Source organism: Mesorhizobium sp. M1273 (genome assembly GCF_040318195.1).
Classification (GTDB): Bacteria; Pseudomonadota; Alphaproteobacteria; order Rhizobiales; family Rhizobiaceae; genus Mesorhizobium.
Window position 1 is genome coordinate 92,388 of record NZ_JAMYLV010000006.1, and the last position, 18,203, is coordinate 110,590.

The window sequence follows — 18,203 nt, forward strand, 5'->3', positions numbered from 1 at the left end:
CGGACAGCGTGAGCGGTAAAATGGGCCAACTTGGAAAATAAGATCTTAACGATGTTTCTGTAGAGCAGGCCAAGCGTAATGATTTAACAAGGGTTGTCACCATGTCTGCCGGTTCCGGCACACCCCCTATCTCCGCGACGGCTTCCAATAACAGTGCATTCGAGCGTATCGCCAATGCACGGCGCAGGGCATTGCTGCAACAGCATGGCCCAGTCGCGGGGCTAAGCTCCGCGCCGGTGACGCCGCAACCTCCAGAGCCTGTCGCAACGGTGACCCTGGACAAGATCGGCGATTTCCTTGAGCTCGATTTTCGGCGTCTGTTCGTCTGGCTGCGGGCCGGCCTCGCCCTGGCCTTCATGCTGGCGGTAGTCGGCGGCATTGTCGGCGGCGCCTATGCATTGCTGAGCAAGCAGCGTTACACCGTCACGACCGAGGTCCTCATCAACCCATCCAATTTGCAGGTTGTGGAAAACGACCTCTACTCGCAACCGGGCCAGGTCGATAGCCAGTTGCTCAGCACGCGCAGCAAGCAGCGCATCCTGACCTCGGGCAACGTGCTTTCCCGTGTGGTGGACGAACTGAACCTGACTCACGATCCGGAGTTTTTCGATCCGGACCGGAGCACATCCTCGTCCGGCGCTGTGGCGAAGCCCGACCCGAGGCTCATCGCCTTGAAGAACCTGGCGGACCGGGTAGACGCCATCGCGGATCCGACCTCGTTTGTCACAACCCTCTCGGTATCTGCGGAAACCACCGCCAAGGCGATCCTGATCTCGCAGGCCATAGTCAAAAACTTCCAGGAAGAACTGGCTAAGGCCGAAGCTGCCGGCGCCAGCCGTGCCGCGGCTGCCCTTGACAGCCGGCTTGGCCAACTCAAGAGCGACGTGCAGGCAGCCGAAGAGAAGGTCGAGAGCTACAGGCGCAGCCACAACCTGTCGTCCAGCAATGGCCAGCTCGTCAGTTCGCAGACGCTGACGCAGCTCAATGGCGAAATCGTCGATGCGCAATCGCGTGTCATCGCCGCGCAGGCAAGCTACGACGCCCTGGTTGCCTCCGGTATCAACGGGGCCAATCCCGACCCCACGGTTTCGGAAGCGCTCGCTGCGCTGCGCGACAGGTCAAACAGCCTGCGGCAGCAGATCGACTCACAGTCGATGACCTTCGGTCCGCGCCACCCGACGATTGTCAGGCTCAGGACGGAACTCGAGACCGTCAACTCGCAACTCCGGGCCGAGTTCTCCCGCACCGTCGGCACGGCAAAGGCCAGCCTGGACAAGGCCCGGGCCTCGTTGGCTTCTCTCAACGCCAGGATGAACGATCTGAAGGGCAATGTATTCACCGACAGCGAATCCGAAGTCGCCCTGCGTGAACTTGAACGCGATGCCGCGTCCAAGAGAGCGGTCTATGAGAGCTTCCTGTCACGTGCGCGCCAAATCAGCGAGCGCGAGCAGATCGACACCACAAACGTACAGGTGATTTCGACCGCGGTGCCCCCGCCCGCGCGCTCATGGCCCCCGCGCACTGCCCTGGTGGCAGGCGCCGGAGCGTTCGCAGGCTTTGCCCTGGGGATGCTGCTGGCCATCGGCATGGGCATCATCCGCGACATGCGCCGGCCGCCGAACCGATCAGGCGTTGCCGCCAGCCGAGCCTGAAGCAAGGCATGGTGAAGCGCATCGTTTTCCACATCGCCAGCCTGAGGGGCGGCGGCGCCGAACGTGTTTTCGTCCTGATGGCAAATGAACTGGCATCGCGTGGCCACGAGGTCACGCTTTTTACCTGGAACGCGGAAGGCCCTAACGCCGCGCTGCGTTCCGCTGCCGTGCATCTGGTCGACTTCGGCCTTCTCTTGCGCGGCGAGGGTTACGCCAAGTCGGCGACACTGAAAGGCATCGTGCGAAGCGCAAATTTGTTCCGCCGCCTTAATCCTGATGCGGTCTATAGCGCCCCGGAATTCGCCAATCTGGTGATGGCGCTGTCACTCATGTTGGCCAGAAGCCGGGCAAAATTCTTTCCAAGCTTCCATGCCGCCGCCTCGCTGCCTGCCAGCGGCCTCGGCGCGAGGCTGGCGATCTGGCTTTCCGCGCTGGTTGCAGCGCGCGCAACCAAAGCCATCGCCGTTTCGGCGGGTGTTGGCCGTGACATCATCGCCCGCGACTTCCCCGAATCGAAGGTTGTCGTCATCAACAATCCGCTGCCGCCGGCTGTAGCACCGCAGAGGAAATCCTATGCCTGGCAGGCAGCGTTGGCGGCGATGGGCGATGGCCCGGTCATCGCCACCGCGGGACGCCTGGTGCCGGTCAAGGACCACCGGACTTTGCTGCGGGCCTTCGCTGCCCTGCGCGCCGGCCGCCCTGCCCGGCTTGTCATCTTCGGCGAAGGTCCGCTGGCTGCCGAATTGCACGCCTGTGCCGAGCAGATCGGCATTGGCCAGGACGTACTCTTTGCCGGCTACGTCAACGATCCCGCAGCCTGTTACGCCGCAGCCGATCTGTTCGTCCTTACATCCACGAGCGAAGGCTTTGGCAACGTCTTGGTCGAGGCCATGGCCGCCGGTGTCCCCGTAATCTCCACCGATGCTCCGCACGGCCCGCGCGAAATACTCGGTGACGGCCGCTTCGGCACCTTGGTGCCGATCGGTGACGCCGCGGCCCTGGCGAAGGCGATGGCCGAGACGCTGGACCACCCCACCCCTGCTGCCGTGCTGAAAAACAGGGCGGTGGATTTCACAGTCGACAAGATTGGCAATCAATACGAAGCGTTGCTCTAGTCGTTACGCACTGGCAGCAAATCGGCGTTGGATGCGGTCGACGTAGTCGGGCTTTGATTGCGATAATCTCTTCGCGGGCTGGGGCGCAACGAATTCATCGTGAGACGTTTCCTCGTTCCTTGAGTTGTTGGGCAAGGAAATCCTTGACCGAATCGAGAACCGCGTCCCGTTCATGAGATATGCCTGGCAGCAAATCGAAGCGCACGCGCGCCCCCGCCTCCTCGAACGATCGACACAATGCCACGAGGCGTTCCGGCCGTGTTCGCCCGGCATCGTTGGCGCCTGGCATCCAATGGGTGCTGCCTTGGACATGAGTGATTTCCCAAGTCTCCAGGTCAGCGCCGCCGACGATCATCTGGAAAGGCACTTTTGCCAGCGCTGCGGCATCGAAGGTGATGCCGAACTTCTCCGGCAGATCGCGAATGCCCACCCACCAGTCATGCGTCGGATCGAGCAAGGTCACCGAGCCTGGCGCGCCGATTGAGGCCGCCCAGAGCCTGTCGGGATGCAGGATAGCAAAACGATGCGTGAAATGTCCGCCGCCGGAAAATCCGAACATGGCAAAGCGGCTCCAATCCTGACTGTATTTGGCGCTGACCTCCTCAACCATGGCGAGCAGCACCTGATCGTAGCGTATGTTGCCCTCGAGCAAATATTTGTACCCGCTGCGGGCATCATCCCCGAGAACGCCGATTGGAAACAGCGGACACAAAACGGCGCAGCCGTTCCAGCGTCCGAACTCGGAAAACGCGTCGCGGAATCCAAGAAAAGAGGTGCGGCCGGTGCCATGGACAGCGACCATCAGATCGACTTTGGCCCCTTCCCCAACCGCGGGAGGCACATACAGGCAATAGTGAAAGCGCGCGTCTGATTTGGAAGCAAAGATGGCGGTCGCGCCAAGGTCATAGGTAGCGCGACCGCGATCCGCGACAGGCCCCTTGGCAACACTTGTCAAATCGATAACTCCTTAATAGGCCCGGCGTTCCGACAACAATATACCGGTCGGCCGACCTCGTGAACTGGAGGCGCCTCCAGGCAGCCGCGAGGAGGACCTCGTCGTGCACCGGAAGCAGGGCGCCGCCGGGACGATCAGGGACAAAAAGAATGCCTTCGCCAACGCCTCGGGAAGCCGCCATTAACTTTTCGTTAACCATGCCGGGCTAGCCTTAACCAATCAGTAAGGACTCGCCTCTGTGACCTGCGTCGCTCCCATCCAAAACAAGTCCATACGCTTTCGAGCGCGCTCGTTTGTAGCCTTCACCCTCACCCCTGAGGCTCCGCTAGGGGAATGGCTGCAAAGCCTCGATCACTGGACCGAAAACTCCCCCGGCTTCTTTGCCGGCCGCCCGGTCGTGCTCGATCTGAATATACTCAAGCCCGAGGTGGGCGAGATGCGGGATCTGGTCTTACAGCTCGCGGAGCGCGGGATTCGCATCTACGCGATCGAGGCCGATGGCAATGTAGCGCTCGATGCCGATCTGCCGCCGCTCCTCGTTGGCGCCAAGGAGGCCACCGCTGATGCGCTTTACGTGCAGCCGGACCCGAAGGCCGCCGCTGAGGCCAAGACGGAAGAACCGCAGGCGCCGAACTCATTGATGATCAAGGCACCGATCCGCTCCGGCCAGTCGATCTTTCATCCCGATGGCGATGTGGTCATTGTCGGCTCCGTCAGTTCCGGTTCCGAGATCGTCGCCGGAGGATCGATCCACGTCTACGGCACGCTGCGTGGACGTGCGTTCGCCGGCGCCACGGGAAATTCCGCGGCTCGCATCTTTTGCCGGAAAAACGAAGCCGAACTTCTGGCGGTGGACGGCTGGTACCGCACTGCCGAGGAGATGGACGCCTCCTCGCGAGGAAGGCCGGTACAGGCCTTTCTCGAGGACGGCGCACTTTGCGTCGCACCGCTCAACTAACAACATTGGAGGCACAAATATGGGCAAGGTAGTGGTTGTCACATCCGGCAAAGGGGGTGTCGGCAAGACGACCTCGACGGCCGCTCTCGGCGCCGCGGTCGCGAAAACCGGCAAGCGGGTGGCTCTCGTCGATTTCGACGTCGGCCTGCGCAACCTCGATCTGATCATGGGTGCCGAGCGGCGCGTTGTTTTCGATATCGTCAACGTCATTCAGGGAACCGCCAAGCTTTCGCAGGCGCTGATCCGTGACAAGCGACTCGAAACGCTGTTCCTGCTGCCGGCCTCGCAAACGCGCGACAAGGATGCTCTCACCGAGGAAGGCGTCGCCGATGTCATCGACAAGCTGCGATCGGTTTTCGACTACGTCTTCTGCGACAGCCCAGCCGGCATAGAGCGGGGCGCGCAACTTGCCATGCGCTTTGCCGACGAGGCGGTAATCGTCACCAACCCGGAAGTGAGCTCGGTCCGCGATTCCGATCGCATCATCGGCCTGCTCGACTCTAGAACGATGAAAGCCGAGCAAGGTGAATCGATTGTCAAACACGTCCTCGTCACGCGCTACGATGCTGCGCGCGCTGCCCGCGGCGAGATGCTGAGCATCGATGACGTGCTCGAGATCCTGTCGACGCCCTTGCTGGGAATAATTCCCGAGAGCCAGGACGTGCTGCGCGCATCCAATGTGGGCGCGCCGGTTACGCTCAGCGAAAACACTAACCCCGCCGCACGCGCCTATATCGACGCGGCAAGAAGACTCGAGGGCGAGGACCTGCCGGTCATTCTGCCTTTCGAGCGGAGGGGCCTCCTCGACCGGCTGTTGGGAAGGAGGGCAGCATGAACCTGCTCGATATCTTCAAGCGCCGCGGCAGCGCGCCGGTGGCGCGCGAGCGCTTGCAACTGCTGTTGGCTTACGAGCGTCGAAGCCGCAACCAGCCCGATCTCGTCTCGGTGTTGCGCGAGGAGATCATGGCGGTGATCGCCCGGCATGTTCAGGTCGACCAGGATTTCCTGCAGGTGAGCATGGATCACGGCGAAACGACGTCGAGATTGGAGATCGACATCCAGATCCCCAACAAGGTCGCAATGCCCATGGCCGCGGCGTTCTAACCGAATCCTCCGGCCAGGGCTTGCGTCGGCTGCTGCCGAGGTTGCGGCGCCGTGGTTGGCGTGTTTGACCCGGTCGCCACCGGCAAGTCGCGCAATTCGAGGACAATAATCACTGCCTCACCAAAAACCCGCGGCCGTTTCCAGCCGCGGGGGGCCTTGGGAGGGGCCTTTCGAAACCCGTGATCAAATGTTGGCGAGCAATTCGTTGACGCGGCTTTCCATGTCGGCAAGGGCGGTGTCGACGTCCTTCTGGCCACTGATTGCTGCACTCATCTCTTCGCCGATAATGTCCTGGATCGCAAACTGACGCTGTATGGCGGACGGCAGCGGCCTGCCGAGATCGGCGACCGCAGAGATCGTGTTGCGATGCGGCAGGGCCTTGAAGGCGTCCGAGGTGATGACGGCCTTATAGGCCGGCAGGTGACCGGTGCGTGACCATTCGAAGTCGTTGTCGGCGAAGAACTTCAGGAATTTACCGATGGCCGCGATCTGTTCAGGCGTGCGGTCTTTCTGCGAAACGGCCCAGGTGTGGCCGTCGGCATATTGCGCATGGGCGCCGCCAAACAGCTGCGGATACGGATAGACCGCATAGCCGCCCTTGTTGAGCGCCGTACCCTTGGTCTCGGACTGGGCGTTGTAATCGCCGACCACCCAGGTGCCGTTAAGGTGGACGCCACCCTCGCCGGCAAGGAAGGCGTTTATCGAGCCGCCATAATCGAGATCCTTGGTGGTGTAGCCCTTCTCGAAGATCGCCTTGTACATCTCGACGACCTTCTTGGCTTCCGGCGTATTCAACTTCACGTGCTTCGGATCGGCAAAGAAATCGGAATCCTGCTGGAAAAGATAGGTGTAGAGGTTGCGTGTGTAGAGTGCAGTCTCATTGGTCAGGTTCTGAACGAAATAAGGCTTGCCCGTCTTCTGCTTGAACTGTTCGGCCTGGGCGAGCAGTTCCTCGGGCGACTTTGGAAAAATCGGCGTGCCGTCGGCATTGACGAGGCCGGCTTGTTTGAAAAGATCCATGTTGACGTGATAGAGCATCGTCCAGCTGTCGATCGGCAGGCCATAGACCTTGCCGTCTTTGGTGGCGCCATTGCGTGCCGCGTCGGTGAAGGCGTCGGGTGTCACGCCGACCGACTTCAAGAGATCGTCGAGCGGCATCAACAGGCCCTTCGACTGATAATCCGACAGTACGGATTCATGGATCGTGACGATGTCCGGAGCGTCGCCTGAAGCGAACTGCGCGGTCAGCTGATCATAGCCGGGCCATTCCACGGTGGTGACGTTGACATGGACATCGGGATTGTCGGCGTTGAACTTGTTGATTAGCGAGGTGATGATGCCGCATTCGCCAACGGCCTTGGTGGCATCGGTGTTGGTGCCGAAATCGGCATCGCAGGCGCCGAAAAAGCGCTGCACGCTCAGCTCCGTGGCCGCGAAGCTTGGACTTGCGAGCATCATTGCGCCCGCAGAGACTGCGGCAAACAGTATTTTCTTCAGTTTCATATCAGTTCCTCCTACTGAGTTTCCGCCGCTCCACCCTGGATTGGCTTTCGTGCTTCAATTGCTGCGCATTCCCCGGCCGTCAGGCAATCTTCGTTATCTCACCGCAGCGCCGGAGACCGCCGTGACGATGTATTTCTGGAAGAACAGGTAGACGATCAGGATCGGTGCACCGGCGAACACCGCCTGCGCCATCAGGAAGCCGATGCCTTCGGACTGGGCGAAGTTGGTCTGGGTCGAGGCCATGCCGACCGTCAGCGTGAACATGTCCTTCTTCGTCGCCGAAATCAGCGGCCAGAAGTAGTCGTTCCACGCGCCGAGAAAGGTGAAGATGCCGAGCGTCGCCTGCGCAGGCAGCGTGAGCGGCAGAAGCACCTTCCAGAAAATCCTGAGCCGGCTGGCGTTATCGAGCATGGCGGCTTCGTCCAGCTCCTTCGGGATGGCCTTGAAATACTGGGTCATCAGGAAGACGCCGAACGGAGCTGAAAGGCCCGGCAGGATGAGCCCTTGATAGGTGTTGTGGAACTTCAGCATGCTGAAGATCTGGTGACGGGCGACAAGCACGGCCTGTTCCGGGACCGCCAGGCCGAACAGCACGATCACGAACAGCACGTCTCGGCCGGGGAAATTCAGCCGTGCAAAGCCGTAGCCGGCGAGCGATGACAGGATCAACGTGCCGAGCGTCAATCCGCCCGAGACGATGATGCTGTTGCGCACCCAGATGAACACCGACGAGGTGCCGACGGTGTTGATGTAGTTCTTCAGCGTATAGGGTGCGTGAAACACCGAGTTCGGATCGGCCATCAGCTCCGTATTGTCCTTGAGTGATAGACCGACGACCCACAGAACCGGCGCGATCATGACGATCGAAAGCAGGATGACCAGGGCCAATAACAAATGGTCGCCAAATGCCCGGCCCTTGATGGAAGCTGCTGGGGCGCTCATGCCTGGTCTCCCCTGCTGCGTGTCACCAGGTACTGGGCCATGGCCGCGACCAGGATGAGGATGAACAGGATTTCCGATGCAGCGGCGCCCAGGCCGAGATCCCAGCGACGGAATGCGGTATCGTAGATGTAGAGCACGATCGGCTTGGTCAGATTGTTCGGACCGCCGCGCGTCATCAGCCAGGCCTGGCCGAACAGCTGGAATTGCAGCACGATCTGGATGATGATCACCAGGATGAAGGTCCGCTTGATCGACGGCAGCGTGATCGACCGCAGCGTCTGCCAGCGATTGGCATTGTCCAGCGCTGCCGCCTCGTAAATGTCCTGCGGGATCTGCTGGAGTGCTGAGAGAAAGAGCATCATCGGCAGGCCGATGCACCACCAGATGGTGGCAATGGCGATGCCGGCCATCGCCAGGCTGGGATCGGAAATGAAGGCCGGAGCCGTTGCGCCGAACCATCCGTAAATCGTCGACAACAGCCCGACATTCGGAATGAAGACGATGCGCCAGATCAGCGTGACGATGGTGACCGATAGCACCGACGAGGAAAAGAACAGCGTCCGCAAAACCGCGGCAGCGCGCGTGCGGCGGTTGAGGCAAAGCGCCAGGAAAAGGCCGATCAGCGCCAGCGTCGGCACCGTCAGAAGCACGAAATAGAAGGTGTTCCAGATCGATTGCAGGAAGACCTTGTCGTGATACAGCCTGGCGTAATTGCCGAGACCGACAAAATTTCCGGACGAGAACGTGTCGGCCTTGTGGAAACTCAGCCACATCCCCCAGAGCAGCGGGAAGAGCAGCAGCGTGGTGAAGAAGAACAAGAATGGCGCAACGAAAATGACGTTTCGCCATTGCGGCGAATAGATGTCGGCGGTAGGGGCTCTGACGCCGACAGCAGGTGTCGCGGTTGGGGACATCGCCAGCCGGTCAGCCATCTCAGGCCTCCCTCGCATGCCAGGCGCGGCCGGTCTCGTTGAACAGATGCGATTTCTGGCCGTCAAAGGCGAGCCCGATTCTGTCGCCGACGGCGACGCGGCTGTTGCCGGCATCCGAGCCGACGATCTGCTGGCCATCGCCCAGCCGCGCGTAGATCAGGGTGCGTTCGCCGAGCCGCTCGAGCACATCGACCACGCCGCCGGCATTGCCCTGTCCGGCGGCAACGATGCGCACGTCTTCAGAACGGATGCCGAAAGTGTACTTGCCATCGGTCAGTTGGCTGGAGGCGATCTCGGTCTGGACCGAGACGCCGTCCGCAAACCTGGCCGTGGCGTTCTCGCCGGATCTGTCAAGCGTCGCATCGACGAAGTTCATCGCCGGCGCGCCGACAAAACCCGCGACGAATTTGGTCGCCGGGCGTTCGTAGATCTCCATCGGGGTACCGATTTGGTCGATCTTGCGATTGTTCATGACGACGATGCGGTCGGCCAGCGTCATTGCCTCGACCTGGTCATGGGTGACGAAGATCATCGTCGATTGCAGCCGCTGGTGAAGCTGGGCAAGCTCGATGCGGGTGCGGGTGCGCAACGCCGCATCGAGATTGGAAAGCGGCTCGTCGAACAGAAAGGCCTTCGGCTCCTTGACGATCGCACGGCCGATGGCGACGCGCTGGCGCTGACCGCCGGAGAGCTGGCCCGGCTTGCGATCGAGCAGATGCGGCATTTCGAGGATGCGGGCGGCTTCGTTGATGCGCGCCTCGATGACCTTGCCTGGAACACCGATATTCGCAAGCCCGAAGGCCATGTTGTCGCGCACCGTCATGTGCGGATAAAGCGCATAGGACTGGAACACCATGGCAATGCCGCGCTTGCCCGGTGGCAGATGATCGATGCGCTCGTTGTTGATGGCAATCTCGCCGCTATCGACAGCTTCGAGCCCGGCAATCATTCGAAGAAGCGTCGATTTTCCGCAGCCGGACGGGCCCAGAAACACGATGAATTCGCGTGCCCTTATGGAGAGCGACAGATGATCCAGCACCGTCATGGCACCGAACTGCTTGCTCACGTTCCTGATCTCGATATCGGCCGTCACGTCGACGCTCCTCCTCAGCGTTTGCGCTTTCTCGATGATCCGCCTGAACTCAGAGCCTCAGGCGTATGACCTGGTAGGAATAGGCCGGCAGTGACAGGCTCAGCTTGCCGCTGGCGAGCGAGGCGCCCTGACCCTTCCTGGGGCCGACATTGCCAGGGTTTTCGGCCGAATTGACGGCTTTCAGATCGGCGTGTGCCATCACCTGGTGATCGACGATCTCCGCCGCGCCGAAGCCGGTGAGGTCGACCACTGTTTCGATTGCCTCGCTCGAATGGCGGTTGACTGCGAAGAAGGTGACGTGGCCGGTTTGCCTGTCGTGCACGCCGGCAACATCGACATAGGCGACGTCGCCCGCAACGCTGGATTTGTAGGTCGGGCTTTCCACCTTGAGATCCAGCGCATTGCCGCGACCATAGTTAGAAGCAAACAGATAGGGATAAAAAATCGTCTGCCGCCATGCCGGGCCATTCGGAACGGTCATGATCGGCGCGATGACATTGACCAGTTGTGCCAGGCAGGCGATCTTGACGACATCGGAACGGCGGATGAAGGTGTTGAGGATCAGGCCGACCTGCAGCACATCCTCGAAATTATAGATGTCTTCGAGCAACGGCGGGGCGAACGGCCAGCCGTTGCTGCCGCCGAGTATCTTCCTGTCCTGGTCCTTGGAATGGTACCAGACGTTCCATTCGTCGAACGAGATGTAGACCTGCTTGTTGGAGCGCTTCTTGGCCTTGATATACTCGATGACGCCGGCGACCGAGACAATGTAGTCGTCGAGCTTTTCGCTCATGGCGAGATAGTTCGGAGCGTCGTTGGCTTCGTTGTCGAAATACATGTGCAGCGAGATGTAGTCGACCTCGTTGTAGGTATGGTCGAGAACCGTCGCTTCCCATTCAGGGTAGGTCGGCATCTTGGCATTCGAAGAGCCGCAGACCACCAGCTCGAGTGACTTGGAGAAGGCGCGCATGGCCTTGGCCGTCTCATGCGCCAGCCGGCCATACTCGTCCGCGGTCTTGTGGCCGATCTGCCAGGGGCCATCCATTTCATTGCCGAGGCACCAGAGCTTGACGTCGAACGGCTCCTTGCGGCCGTTGGCGATGCGCTTGTCGCTCCATTTGCTGCCGCCGGGATGGTTGGCGTACTCCAGCAGGTTGCGGGCTTCATCGAGGCCGCGCGAGCCGAGATTGACGGCAAGCATCATCTCGGTGTTGGCGGAGGTGCACCAATCGGCAAATTCATGCAGGCCGACTTCGTTGCTTTCCGACGTGTGCCACGCGAGGTCGAGGCGCACTGGACGCTGTTCCTTGGGGCCAATGCCGTCTTCCCAATTGTAGGCCGAGACGAAATTGCCGCCGGGGTAGCGGACGATCGGAACATTGAGTTCCCTGACGAGATCGATGACGTCCTGACGCATGCCGTTGGCATCCGCTGTCGGATGGCCGGGCTCATAGATGCCAGTGTAAACTGCCCGCCCCAGATGCTCGATGAAGGATCCGTAGAGCCTCGGATCGATTTCCGAGACAACATAGTGCGGATGAGCCGTAACGGCTGCCTTCATGCATTCCTCCCATCGATATCACAAACGATGATTTAAATCATCTTGCCCGATATCAAAGAGGAATTGGCAGCCCTTCGTCAAGCCAAAATAGCCAAATGTAGGACAATTAGACGAACGCTTTGGAACAGCAGAAAGCCAGATAGTTGAAATTGCTGCGTTATCTTCAGAACCCGGTTTCATGATATCAACCAGTTTTGATCCTGAGCAGGATGTCCTGATCGTAATTTCCAAAGCCCTTGCCGAAAATATTGATCCCGCCGGGGCGCTTGGCGTCGTCCTTGACGCCGATACGGACGCGGATTGAATGATGGCTCTTCAGATCGAGTGCGGCGAGCCCGGTTTCGGACATCCTGAGGCCGTCGACATAGGTGCCGTCATTGGCAATTCGCCAGTTCTTCAGCTTACCGTATTGCGAGCCCTTGAGCTTCCACCAGGAGGGCGTGAAGACGCCGCGCTTGTCGCCGAAATCCCCCGGCGACGTCCAGGTGCCGACATCGACGCCATTGATCGTCAGCGTGATGTCCGAGGGCCAATCGGCGCTGGTGCCCGGCACTTCCGAAGACAGTTCTATCGCAACTTCGAGTCCGGTGATCTCGGCATTGGCGAGCTTGGCATTGTTGGGGAACTGGTATTCGACAAAACCGCGCGTGAACCATAGCAGACCGGCTTTCATGCGGTCCGGATCGAGGAAAGTGTTCGGCACATCGAGTAGACCGATGATGCCGTCCGGCGAACAAAGGCCGCAGGGCGCGGTAACCTCGAAGCCGGTATAAAGCCCGATCGGCATCGACACTTCGATCGCGTCGTTCTTGACCGCACGATATTCGCTCTTGAACACGACGAGCACTTCTTCCGCCGTCGGATAACAGATTTTCTGACTGCCTTTCTTCGCTTTCAGGTTCTCGGTGCGGATCAGCCCCGCATCCTCCAGCACCTGGATGTTGGTCGAGACGGTCGACTGCGGAAGCGACAGCACGGCGGCGATTTCGTTGACATTCATCGGCCCCTTCTCATGCAGCAGTTTCAGCATCGAGATCCGCGCCGAGGAGGCAAGCCCCTTGAGCACGGCAATGCCTTCCTCAGGTTCAATCACCAGAAAATTGCGACTCATGAAATTGCCCGGCCCATGTAAAATCCATATCCGAAATTACCCTGTATATCGGGATATCTGATTTAATCAATGTGCAGGCGGAACGTCGGGCAATTTGTTGAATCCGGCAGGGCGAGGGTCGCGCGGGGGCCCTGCACAGAATTTGTGCAGGAGCCATATGCAGAGTGGACACCTGAACGCCGATCGCCCAATCTAGTCCGGAGCCGAGCCCGGTGATGGCGGCTTGCACATAAAGCGGTTGGACGGGTCGTGACCAAAGGGTGGAAATTATACGATCAGCGACTGGCCTGGGTCCTCGTCGCGCCTGTGCTTTTACTGCTTACCCTGCTTCTGCTGCTGCCGATCGCGATGATGACGGTCTACACGTTTTTCACCTTCGTCACCGCGGGGGTGGAGTCGGCGGTGCTGACCTTCGACAACTGGAAGGAATTCCTCACCGACAGCTACTATCACGGTTTTCTTTGGAAGACCGTTCGCGTCGGCGCCATCACCGCTGTGATCTGCGCGATCCTTGGCTATTTCCCCGCCTATTTCATCTGGGCCACGACCTTCAGGCACAAATGGCTGTTGTTGCTGCTGCTCATTGTGCCGTTCTGGATCAGCTTCACCATCCGGACATTCTCGTGGATCCATATTCTCGGCGAACAGGGGCTGATCAACGTCGTGCTCATCGGGCTGGGGATTATCAACGAGCCGTTGCCGATGCTCTACACCGAGGGCGCCGTCATCATGGGGCTGCTGCATTTTCTGCTGCCCTATATGATCCTGAACGTCTATGTCAGCCTGGAAAGCATCGACCGCACGCTGATCGCCGCCGCCCGCTCGATGGGCTGTACCAGCGCGCAGGCGTTTCGCGAAGTGACCCTGCCGCTATCGATGCCGGGGCTGGGCGCCGGGCTGCTGCTCTGCTTCGTGCTGGCGGCCGGCTCATATGTGACGCCGCAGCTGCTCGGTGGCAGCCGCGATGCGCTGTTCGGCAACTTGATCTACGACACCATCATGGGGCAGCTCAATTGGCCGATGGGCGCCACGCTTTCCATCGTCCTGTTCGTCCTGCTCGGCGCGGCCGCGGCCGCCTATAGCCGCTATATGGGCCTATCGCAGATCATGAAGGGCCTCAGTGCATGAGAGCGGATCATCCCGATCGCGAAGGCAGATGGGCGTGGCGGCTGACCGGCGCGATCACGGTGTGCGTCTACGTCTTCATGTTTGCGCCGATCCTCGCCACGGTCGTGCTTTCCTTCAACGCCTCGATGTTCGGCGGCTTTCCCCTCACCGGCTTCAGCCTGCGATGGTACGAAAAGCTGCTCACCAACGAGCCGGTTCTCGACGCCTTCCGGACATCGATGTGGATTGCCCTGGTGACGGCAACGGTGACGACGCTGCTCGGCATCATGGCGGCATTGGCGCTGGTGCGCTTCGAGTTCCGTGGCAAGCAGGCGATCAACACGCTTGTCATTCTTCCCGCGCTGGTCCCCGAAACGATACTCGGCGTCGGCCTGCTGGTCATGATCAAAGCCGTCGACCAGCCGCGCAGCATGACGCTGCTGGTGCTCGGCCACATTCTGCTCACGCTCCCCTACGTGGTGCTGATCGTCCAGGCGCGCATGGTCGGCATAAAACGTTCCTATGAGGAGGCGGCGCTGTCGCTCGGGGCGCCGCGTGTCTCGACGTTCCGCGAAATCACGCTGCCGCTGCTCATTCCCGCAGTGCTTGCCAGTGTTCTGCTCGCTTTCACCATTTCGTTCGACAACACCTCGGCCAGCCTGTTCTGGCGGCCGGCGGGCGTCGAGACCATGCCGACGCAAATCCTTTCGATGCTGAAGATCTCGATCAGCCCCGAGGTGAACGCGCTCGGAACCGTCATGATCCTTTTGACGATCGGCATTCCCTTGGCTGGCGGGCTCATCCTGCAAAGCCTCACCTGGTTCAAGGCAAGCAAGTGAAGATGAAAATGGGAGAATGGAAATGAAACTGACAACCGCCAAACGACTGGAACGGCTCAACGAACGCTATGCCAATGGCGACATCAGCCGGCGATCATTCCTGACGCTGACGGCCGCCGCTGCCGCCGCCACCGGGCTTTCCATGCCTTGGATGGGACGGGCGCTGGCCGCGGTTTCGGAAGTGCGCTTCGACGGATGGGGCGGCGTGGTGCAGGAGGCGATCGATAAGTACGCGTTCCAGCCTTATACCGCCAAGTCCAAGGTCAAGGTCGTCCAGGGCACCTTTGGCGACGAGAACGAGATCATCACCAAGATCAAGACGTCGAAACCAGGCGACTTCCAGATCGTCCATTCTTCCGGCGTCAACTACTACATCAAATACGTCAATGGCGGTTTCAATTCGGAGATCAACGAGGCAAACATTCCGAACATGGCGAATGTCCTGACCGCCATGATCGAGCCGTTCCGCAAGATCACGCCGAAGCTGTCGGCAGTGCCATATGATTACGGCACCACCGGCATCGCCTACAACAACAAGGTCATCTCGCCGGAGGAAGCCAAGGAAAAGGGCGCCAACCTGCTTACCGACACGAAATATGCCGGCAAGATCGGCGGCTATGCCGATATGACGACGCGCGTCTGGTATGCGGCACTGCAGACGAAACAGGACCCCAACAACATCCAGGACATGGATGCGGTCTGGGCCAAGGTTCGCGAGACCCGCGACCTGGCCAAGAAGTTCTGGAGTTCCGGCGCGGAACTCATGGACCTCCTGTCGCGAAACGAGATCGTTGTCACCGACGCCTGGTCAGGACGTGTCGCCGCCCTGCAGCAGCAGGGCCAGCCGATCGGCTATCTCGACCCTGCCGGCTCATACGCGTGGATGGAGGACATGCTGGTCCTCAAGGGTTCGCCGATGGCCGAATGCGAGGAACTGATCAACTTCATGCTGGATCCTGCCACCTCGATCGCCGTCGCCGAGGGCCAGAACTATCCGCCATCGCTTGACCCCACCAAGGTGAAGCTGACCGACAAGATCGCGGCGCTTCCGGCCTTCGACCCGACTGGATCGATGAAATCGCTGACCTTCGCCGATCCGCTCTACTGGGCGAAGAACGAAGACGCCTGGACCAAGCAATGGGACAGGGTGTCGAAAGGTGCATGACGACAACAGCCACGACCAGCAGCCCCGGCCGGCTTCGGCCGGGGCTGATGGCGACCCGCTCGCCCAGAGCGAGCGGCAGCCGATAGGAAAGCCTGCGGTCGAGTTTCGCGACATCGATATTTTCTACGGCAAGTTCGCCGCTGTGCGCGATTTTTCACTGGCAATCCGCAAAGGTAGTTTCGTCACCTTGCTGGGGCCGTCCGGGTGCGGCAAAACGACGATCCTGCGCTCGATCGCGGGCCTGGTCGACATCTCCAGTGGCCAGATCTCGATCGGCGGAAAGCGGGTCGACGACATCCCGATCTATAAGCGCAACATTGGTCTGGTGTTCCAGAACTACGCGCTCTTTCCGCACAAGAACGTCTTCGACAACGTCGCATTCGGCCTGAAATACCGAAACGTGCCGAAACCGGAAATCGTGCGCCGGGTCAAGAAGGCGCTGGATATGGTGCGGCTGCCCGGCAGTGAGACAAAGCTGCCGTCACAGCTCTCGGGCGGCCAGCAGCAACGCATCGCACTGGCCCGCGCCATCGTCTTCGAGCCGGAAGTGCTGCTGCTGGACGAGCCCTTGTCGGCGCTCGACGCCAATATGCGCGAGGACATGCGCGTCGAGATCAAGAAAATCCAGAGGGAGACGGGCATCACTGCTATCTTCGTGACGCACGACCAGGAAGAAGCCTTGTCGATGTCCGACCACATCGTCGTGATGAACGCCGGCCTGATCGAGCAGATCGGCTCCCCCGCGCAGGTCTATGACCAGCCGGCCACCGCATTCGTCGCCAATTTCCTGGGCAAGGCCAACATGCTGCCCGGCAGCGTGACCGTGATGGACGGCAAGATGGCGACGATCGCGCTGGCCACCGGCCATATCGTAAAGGCGGCCGCGCCGAAGGCGCTCGAGACCGGCAGCGTGGTCACCGTCGTCGTTCGCCCGCAGAAGCTTACCGTCGGTACCGCCGGTGCTGCCAACAGGCTGGCGGGACGGATCGCCTCGACCTCCTATCTCGGCGGCAATGCGGTCTACGAGATCGACATCGGCGCCGGCACGCTGGTGCGCGCCAACACGTTGATCGACGGCCAGCCGCTGCGTGAAGGCGAAGCGGTCGATGTCTGCTTCGACCCGCTGGGCTGCGTGCTTCTCGACGCGCAAGGCTTACGCATCGCCTAGCGAGGCGGAACTGAGCCGTTCAGTCTTTCGCGTCACCCTTTGGCCCGAGAAACCGCGCATAGACCTCACCGACAATACCGCGCCGGAAAACCAGCACGCAGACCATGAAGGTCAGGCCGGTGGCGATGGTCACCGGAAAGTTCGAGGTGGCGAGCATGTTTTCCAGGCCGACGACCAGACTGGCGCCGATGATCGGCCCGGCCATGGTGCCGATGCCGCCGAGGAGCGTCATCAGGATCACCTCGCCCGACATCTGCCAGGTGACGTCGGTGAGCGTGGCAAACTGAAAAACGATCGCCTTGAGCGCGCCGGCCAGCCCGGCCAATGTTGCCGACATGACGAAAGCCGCCAGCTTGTAGTTGGCGACGGAATAGCCCAGCGAAATGGCCCGGCTCTCGTTTTCCCGGATAGAACGCAGGATCATGCCGAAAGGCGAGTTGATGATGCGCCAGATGGCGAACACGCCGATCAGGAAGACCGCCAGCACGAAATAATAGATGTTCATCGAGACGTTCAGGTCGAGCATTCCAAGCAGCCTGCCGCGCGGCACGCCCTGGATGCCGTCCTCACCTCCGGTGAACGGCGCCTGCACGCAGAAGAAGAAGAACATCTGCGACAGCGCCAGCGTGATCATGGCGAAATAGATGCCTTGCCGGCGGATGGCAAAGAAGCCCATCACAAGGCCGAGCAGCGCGGCACCTAGGACACCGAGCAGGATGCCCGCTTCCGGTGGCCAGCCCCAGACCTTGACCGCGTATGCGGTGAAATAGGCCGCCCCGCCGAAGAATGTCGCATGGCCGAAGGACAACAGCCCGGTGTAGCCGAGCAGAAGGTTGAACGCGCAGGCAAACAGCGCAAAGCACAGCATCTTCATCAGGAAGATCGGATAGACGAAGAAAGGCGCCACCAGCAGCGCCAGGATGCCGAGCCCGACCAGCGCCCATTCAAGCCGTGCCGAATTCTTGGCACGCGTCTCGCGAAGTGTCAGTTCGGCCATC

General features: G+C 60.5%; 18 protein-coding genes. 9 read left to right on the top strand and 9 right to left on the bottom strand.

The window, feature by feature from the left end; all coding sequences use genetic code 11:
- Positions 1 to 101: 101 nt before the first annotated feature.
- Together NKH30_RS09270 and NKH30_RS09275 are read left to right on the top strand one after the other, a co-directional pair.
- Positions 102 to 1,652: a GumC family protein gene (locus NKH30_RS09270; protein ID WP_352472503.1), complete on the top strand. Its 1,551-nt coding sequence runs from the start codon at positions 102 to 104 to the stop codon at positions 1,650 to 1,652.
- Positions 1,653 to 1,660: 8 nt separating this feature from the next.
- A complete protein-coding gene (locus NKH30_RS09275) occupies positions 1,661 to 2,767 on the top strand; it encodes a glycosyltransferase (protein ID WP_352541701.1) in 1,107 nt (368 codons plus the stop codon).
- Between the two features lie 94 nt (positions 2,768 to 2,861).
- On the opposite strand, the gene NKH30_RS09280 is transcribed toward NKH30_RS09275, so the two are convergent.
- Complete coding sequence (locus NKH30_RS09280) at positions 2,862 to 3,722, bottom strand: alpha/beta hydrolase (protein ID WP_352472501.1); 861 nt, start codon at positions 3,720 to 3,722, stop codon at positions 2,862 to 2,864.
- Between the two features lie 238 nt (positions 3,723 to 3,960).
- Here NKH30_RS09280 and minC point away from each other — a divergent pair, with 238 nt between their 5' ends.
- The 3 genes from minC to minE are packed head-to-tail and all read left to right on the top strand — an operon-like array spanning position 3,961 to position 5,784.
- Complete coding sequence (gene minC, locus NKH30_RS09285) at positions 3,961 to 4,680, top strand: septum site-determining protein MinC (protein WP_352472500.1); 720 nt, start codon at positions 3,961 to 3,963, stop codon at positions 4,678 to 4,680.
- A 19-nt stretch (positions 4,681 to 4,699) separates the two neighbouring features.
- Positions 4,700 to 5,515: a septum site-determining protein MinD gene (minD, locus tag NKH30_RS09290; protein WP_023677152.1), complete on the top strand. Its 816-nt coding sequence runs from the start codon at positions 4,700 to 4,702 to the stop codon at positions 5,513 to 5,515.
- Positions 5,512 to 5,784: a cell division topological specificity factor MinE gene (gene minE / locus NKH30_RS09295; protein ID WP_023677151.1), complete on the top strand. Its 273-nt coding sequence runs from the start codon at positions 5,512 to 5,514 to the stop codon at positions 5,782 to 5,784. Before minD ends, minE begins: the two co-directional genes overlap by 4 nt.
- A gap of 183 nt (positions 5,785 to 5,967) precedes the next feature.
- On the opposite strand, the gene NKH30_RS09300 is transcribed toward minE, so the two are convergent.
- The 7 genes from NKH30_RS09300 to NKH30_RS09330 form a co-directional block, all read right to left on the bottom strand.
- Complete coding sequence (locus NKH30_RS09300) at positions 5,968 to 7,287, bottom strand: ABC transporter substrate-binding protein (protein ID WP_352541702.1); 1,320 nt, start codon at positions 7,285 to 7,287, stop codon at positions 5,968 to 5,970.
- 93 nt (positions 7,288 to 7,380) lie between these two features.
- Positions 7,381 to 8,229 carry a carbohydrate ABC transporter permease gene (locus tag NKH30_RS09305; RefSeq protein ID WP_352541703.1) on the bottom strand — a complete coding sequence of 283 codons (849 nt, stop codon included), beginning with the start codon at positions 8,227 to 8,229 and terminating at the stop codon, positions 7,381 to 7,383.
- Positions 8,226 to 9,143, bottom strand: a complete 918-nt coding sequence (locus NKH30_RS09310) for a carbohydrate ABC transporter permease (protein WP_502904311.1) — start codon at positions 9,141 to 9,143, stop codon at positions 8,226 to 8,228. Before NKH30_RS09310 ends, NKH30_RS09305 begins: the two co-directional genes overlap by 4 nt.
- A 19-nt stretch (positions 9,144 to 9,162) precedes the next feature.
- Positions 9,163 to 10,254: an ABC transporter ATP-binding protein gene (locus NKH30_RS09315; RefSeq protein WP_352449658.1), complete on the bottom strand. Its 1,092-nt coding sequence runs from the start codon at positions 10,252 to 10,254 to the stop codon at positions 9,163 to 9,165.
- Positions 10,255 to 10,303: 49 nt separating this feature from the next.
- Positions 10,304 to 11,815 carry an arabinosylfuranosidase ArfA gene (gene arfA, locus NKH30_RS09320; RefSeq protein WP_352994961.1) on the bottom strand — a complete coding sequence of 504 codons (1,512 nt, stop codon included), beginning with the start codon at positions 11,813 to 11,815 and terminating at the stop codon, positions 10,304 to 10,306.
- 18 nt (positions 11,816 to 11,833) lie between these two features.
- Positions 11,834 to 11,995, bottom strand: coding sequence for a hypothetical protein (locus NKH30_RS09325; RefSeq protein ID WP_352541706.1), 162 nt, complete (start codon positions 11,993 to 11,995; stop codon positions 11,834 to 11,836).
- A 4-nt stretch (positions 11,996 to 11,999) separates the two neighbouring features.
- Entirely contained in the window at positions 12,000 to 12,926 is a 927-nt protein-coding gene (locus tag NKH30_RS09330; RefSeq protein ID WP_352683182.1) for an ArsR/SmtB family transcription factor, read from the bottom strand.
- Positions 12,927 to 13,175: 249 nt separating this feature from the next.
- Here NKH30_RS09330 and NKH30_RS09335 point away from each other — a divergent pair, with 249 nt between their 5' ends.
- The 4 genes from NKH30_RS09335 to NKH30_RS09350 are packed head-to-tail and all read left to right on the top strand — an operon-like array spanning position 13,176 to position 17,205.
- Positions 13,176 to 14,054, top strand: coding sequence for an ABC transporter permease (locus tag NKH30_RS09335; RefSeq protein ID WP_352501364.1), 879 nt, complete (start codon positions 13,176 to 13,178; stop codon positions 14,052 to 14,054).
- Positions 14,051 to 14,872: an ABC transporter permease gene (locus NKH30_RS09340; protein ID WP_352541708.1), complete on the top strand. Its 822-nt coding sequence runs from the start codon at positions 14,051 to 14,053 to the stop codon at positions 14,870 to 14,872. The genes NKH30_RS09335 and NKH30_RS09340 overlap by 4 nt, the downstream gene beginning before the upstream one ends.
- Positions 14,873 to 14,894: 22 nt before the next feature.
- On the top strand, positions 14,895 to 16,037 hold the full coding sequence (locus NKH30_RS09345) for an extracellular solute-binding protein (protein ID WP_352541709.1): 1,143 nt from the start codon (positions 14,895 to 14,897) through the stop codon (positions 16,035 to 16,037).
- Complete coding sequence (locus NKH30_RS09350) at positions 16,030 to 17,205, top strand: ABC transporter ATP-binding protein (protein WP_352472489.1); 1,176 nt, start codon at positions 16,030 to 16,032, stop codon at positions 17,203 to 17,205. Before NKH30_RS09345 ends, NKH30_RS09350 begins: the two co-directional genes overlap by 8 nt.
- A 19-nt stretch (positions 17,206 to 17,224) precedes the next feature.
- Here NKH30_RS09350 and NKH30_RS09355 read toward each other — a convergent pair whose 3' ends face one another.
- The gene (locus tag NKH30_RS09355) at positions 17,225 to 18,202 is read right to left on the bottom strand and encodes a branched-chain amino acid ABC transporter permease (RefSeq protein ID WP_352501368.1); all 978 of its coding nucleotides are present in this window, start codon (positions 18,200 to 18,202) and stop codon (positions 17,225 to 17,227) included.
- Position 18,203: the final 1 nt, after the last annotated feature.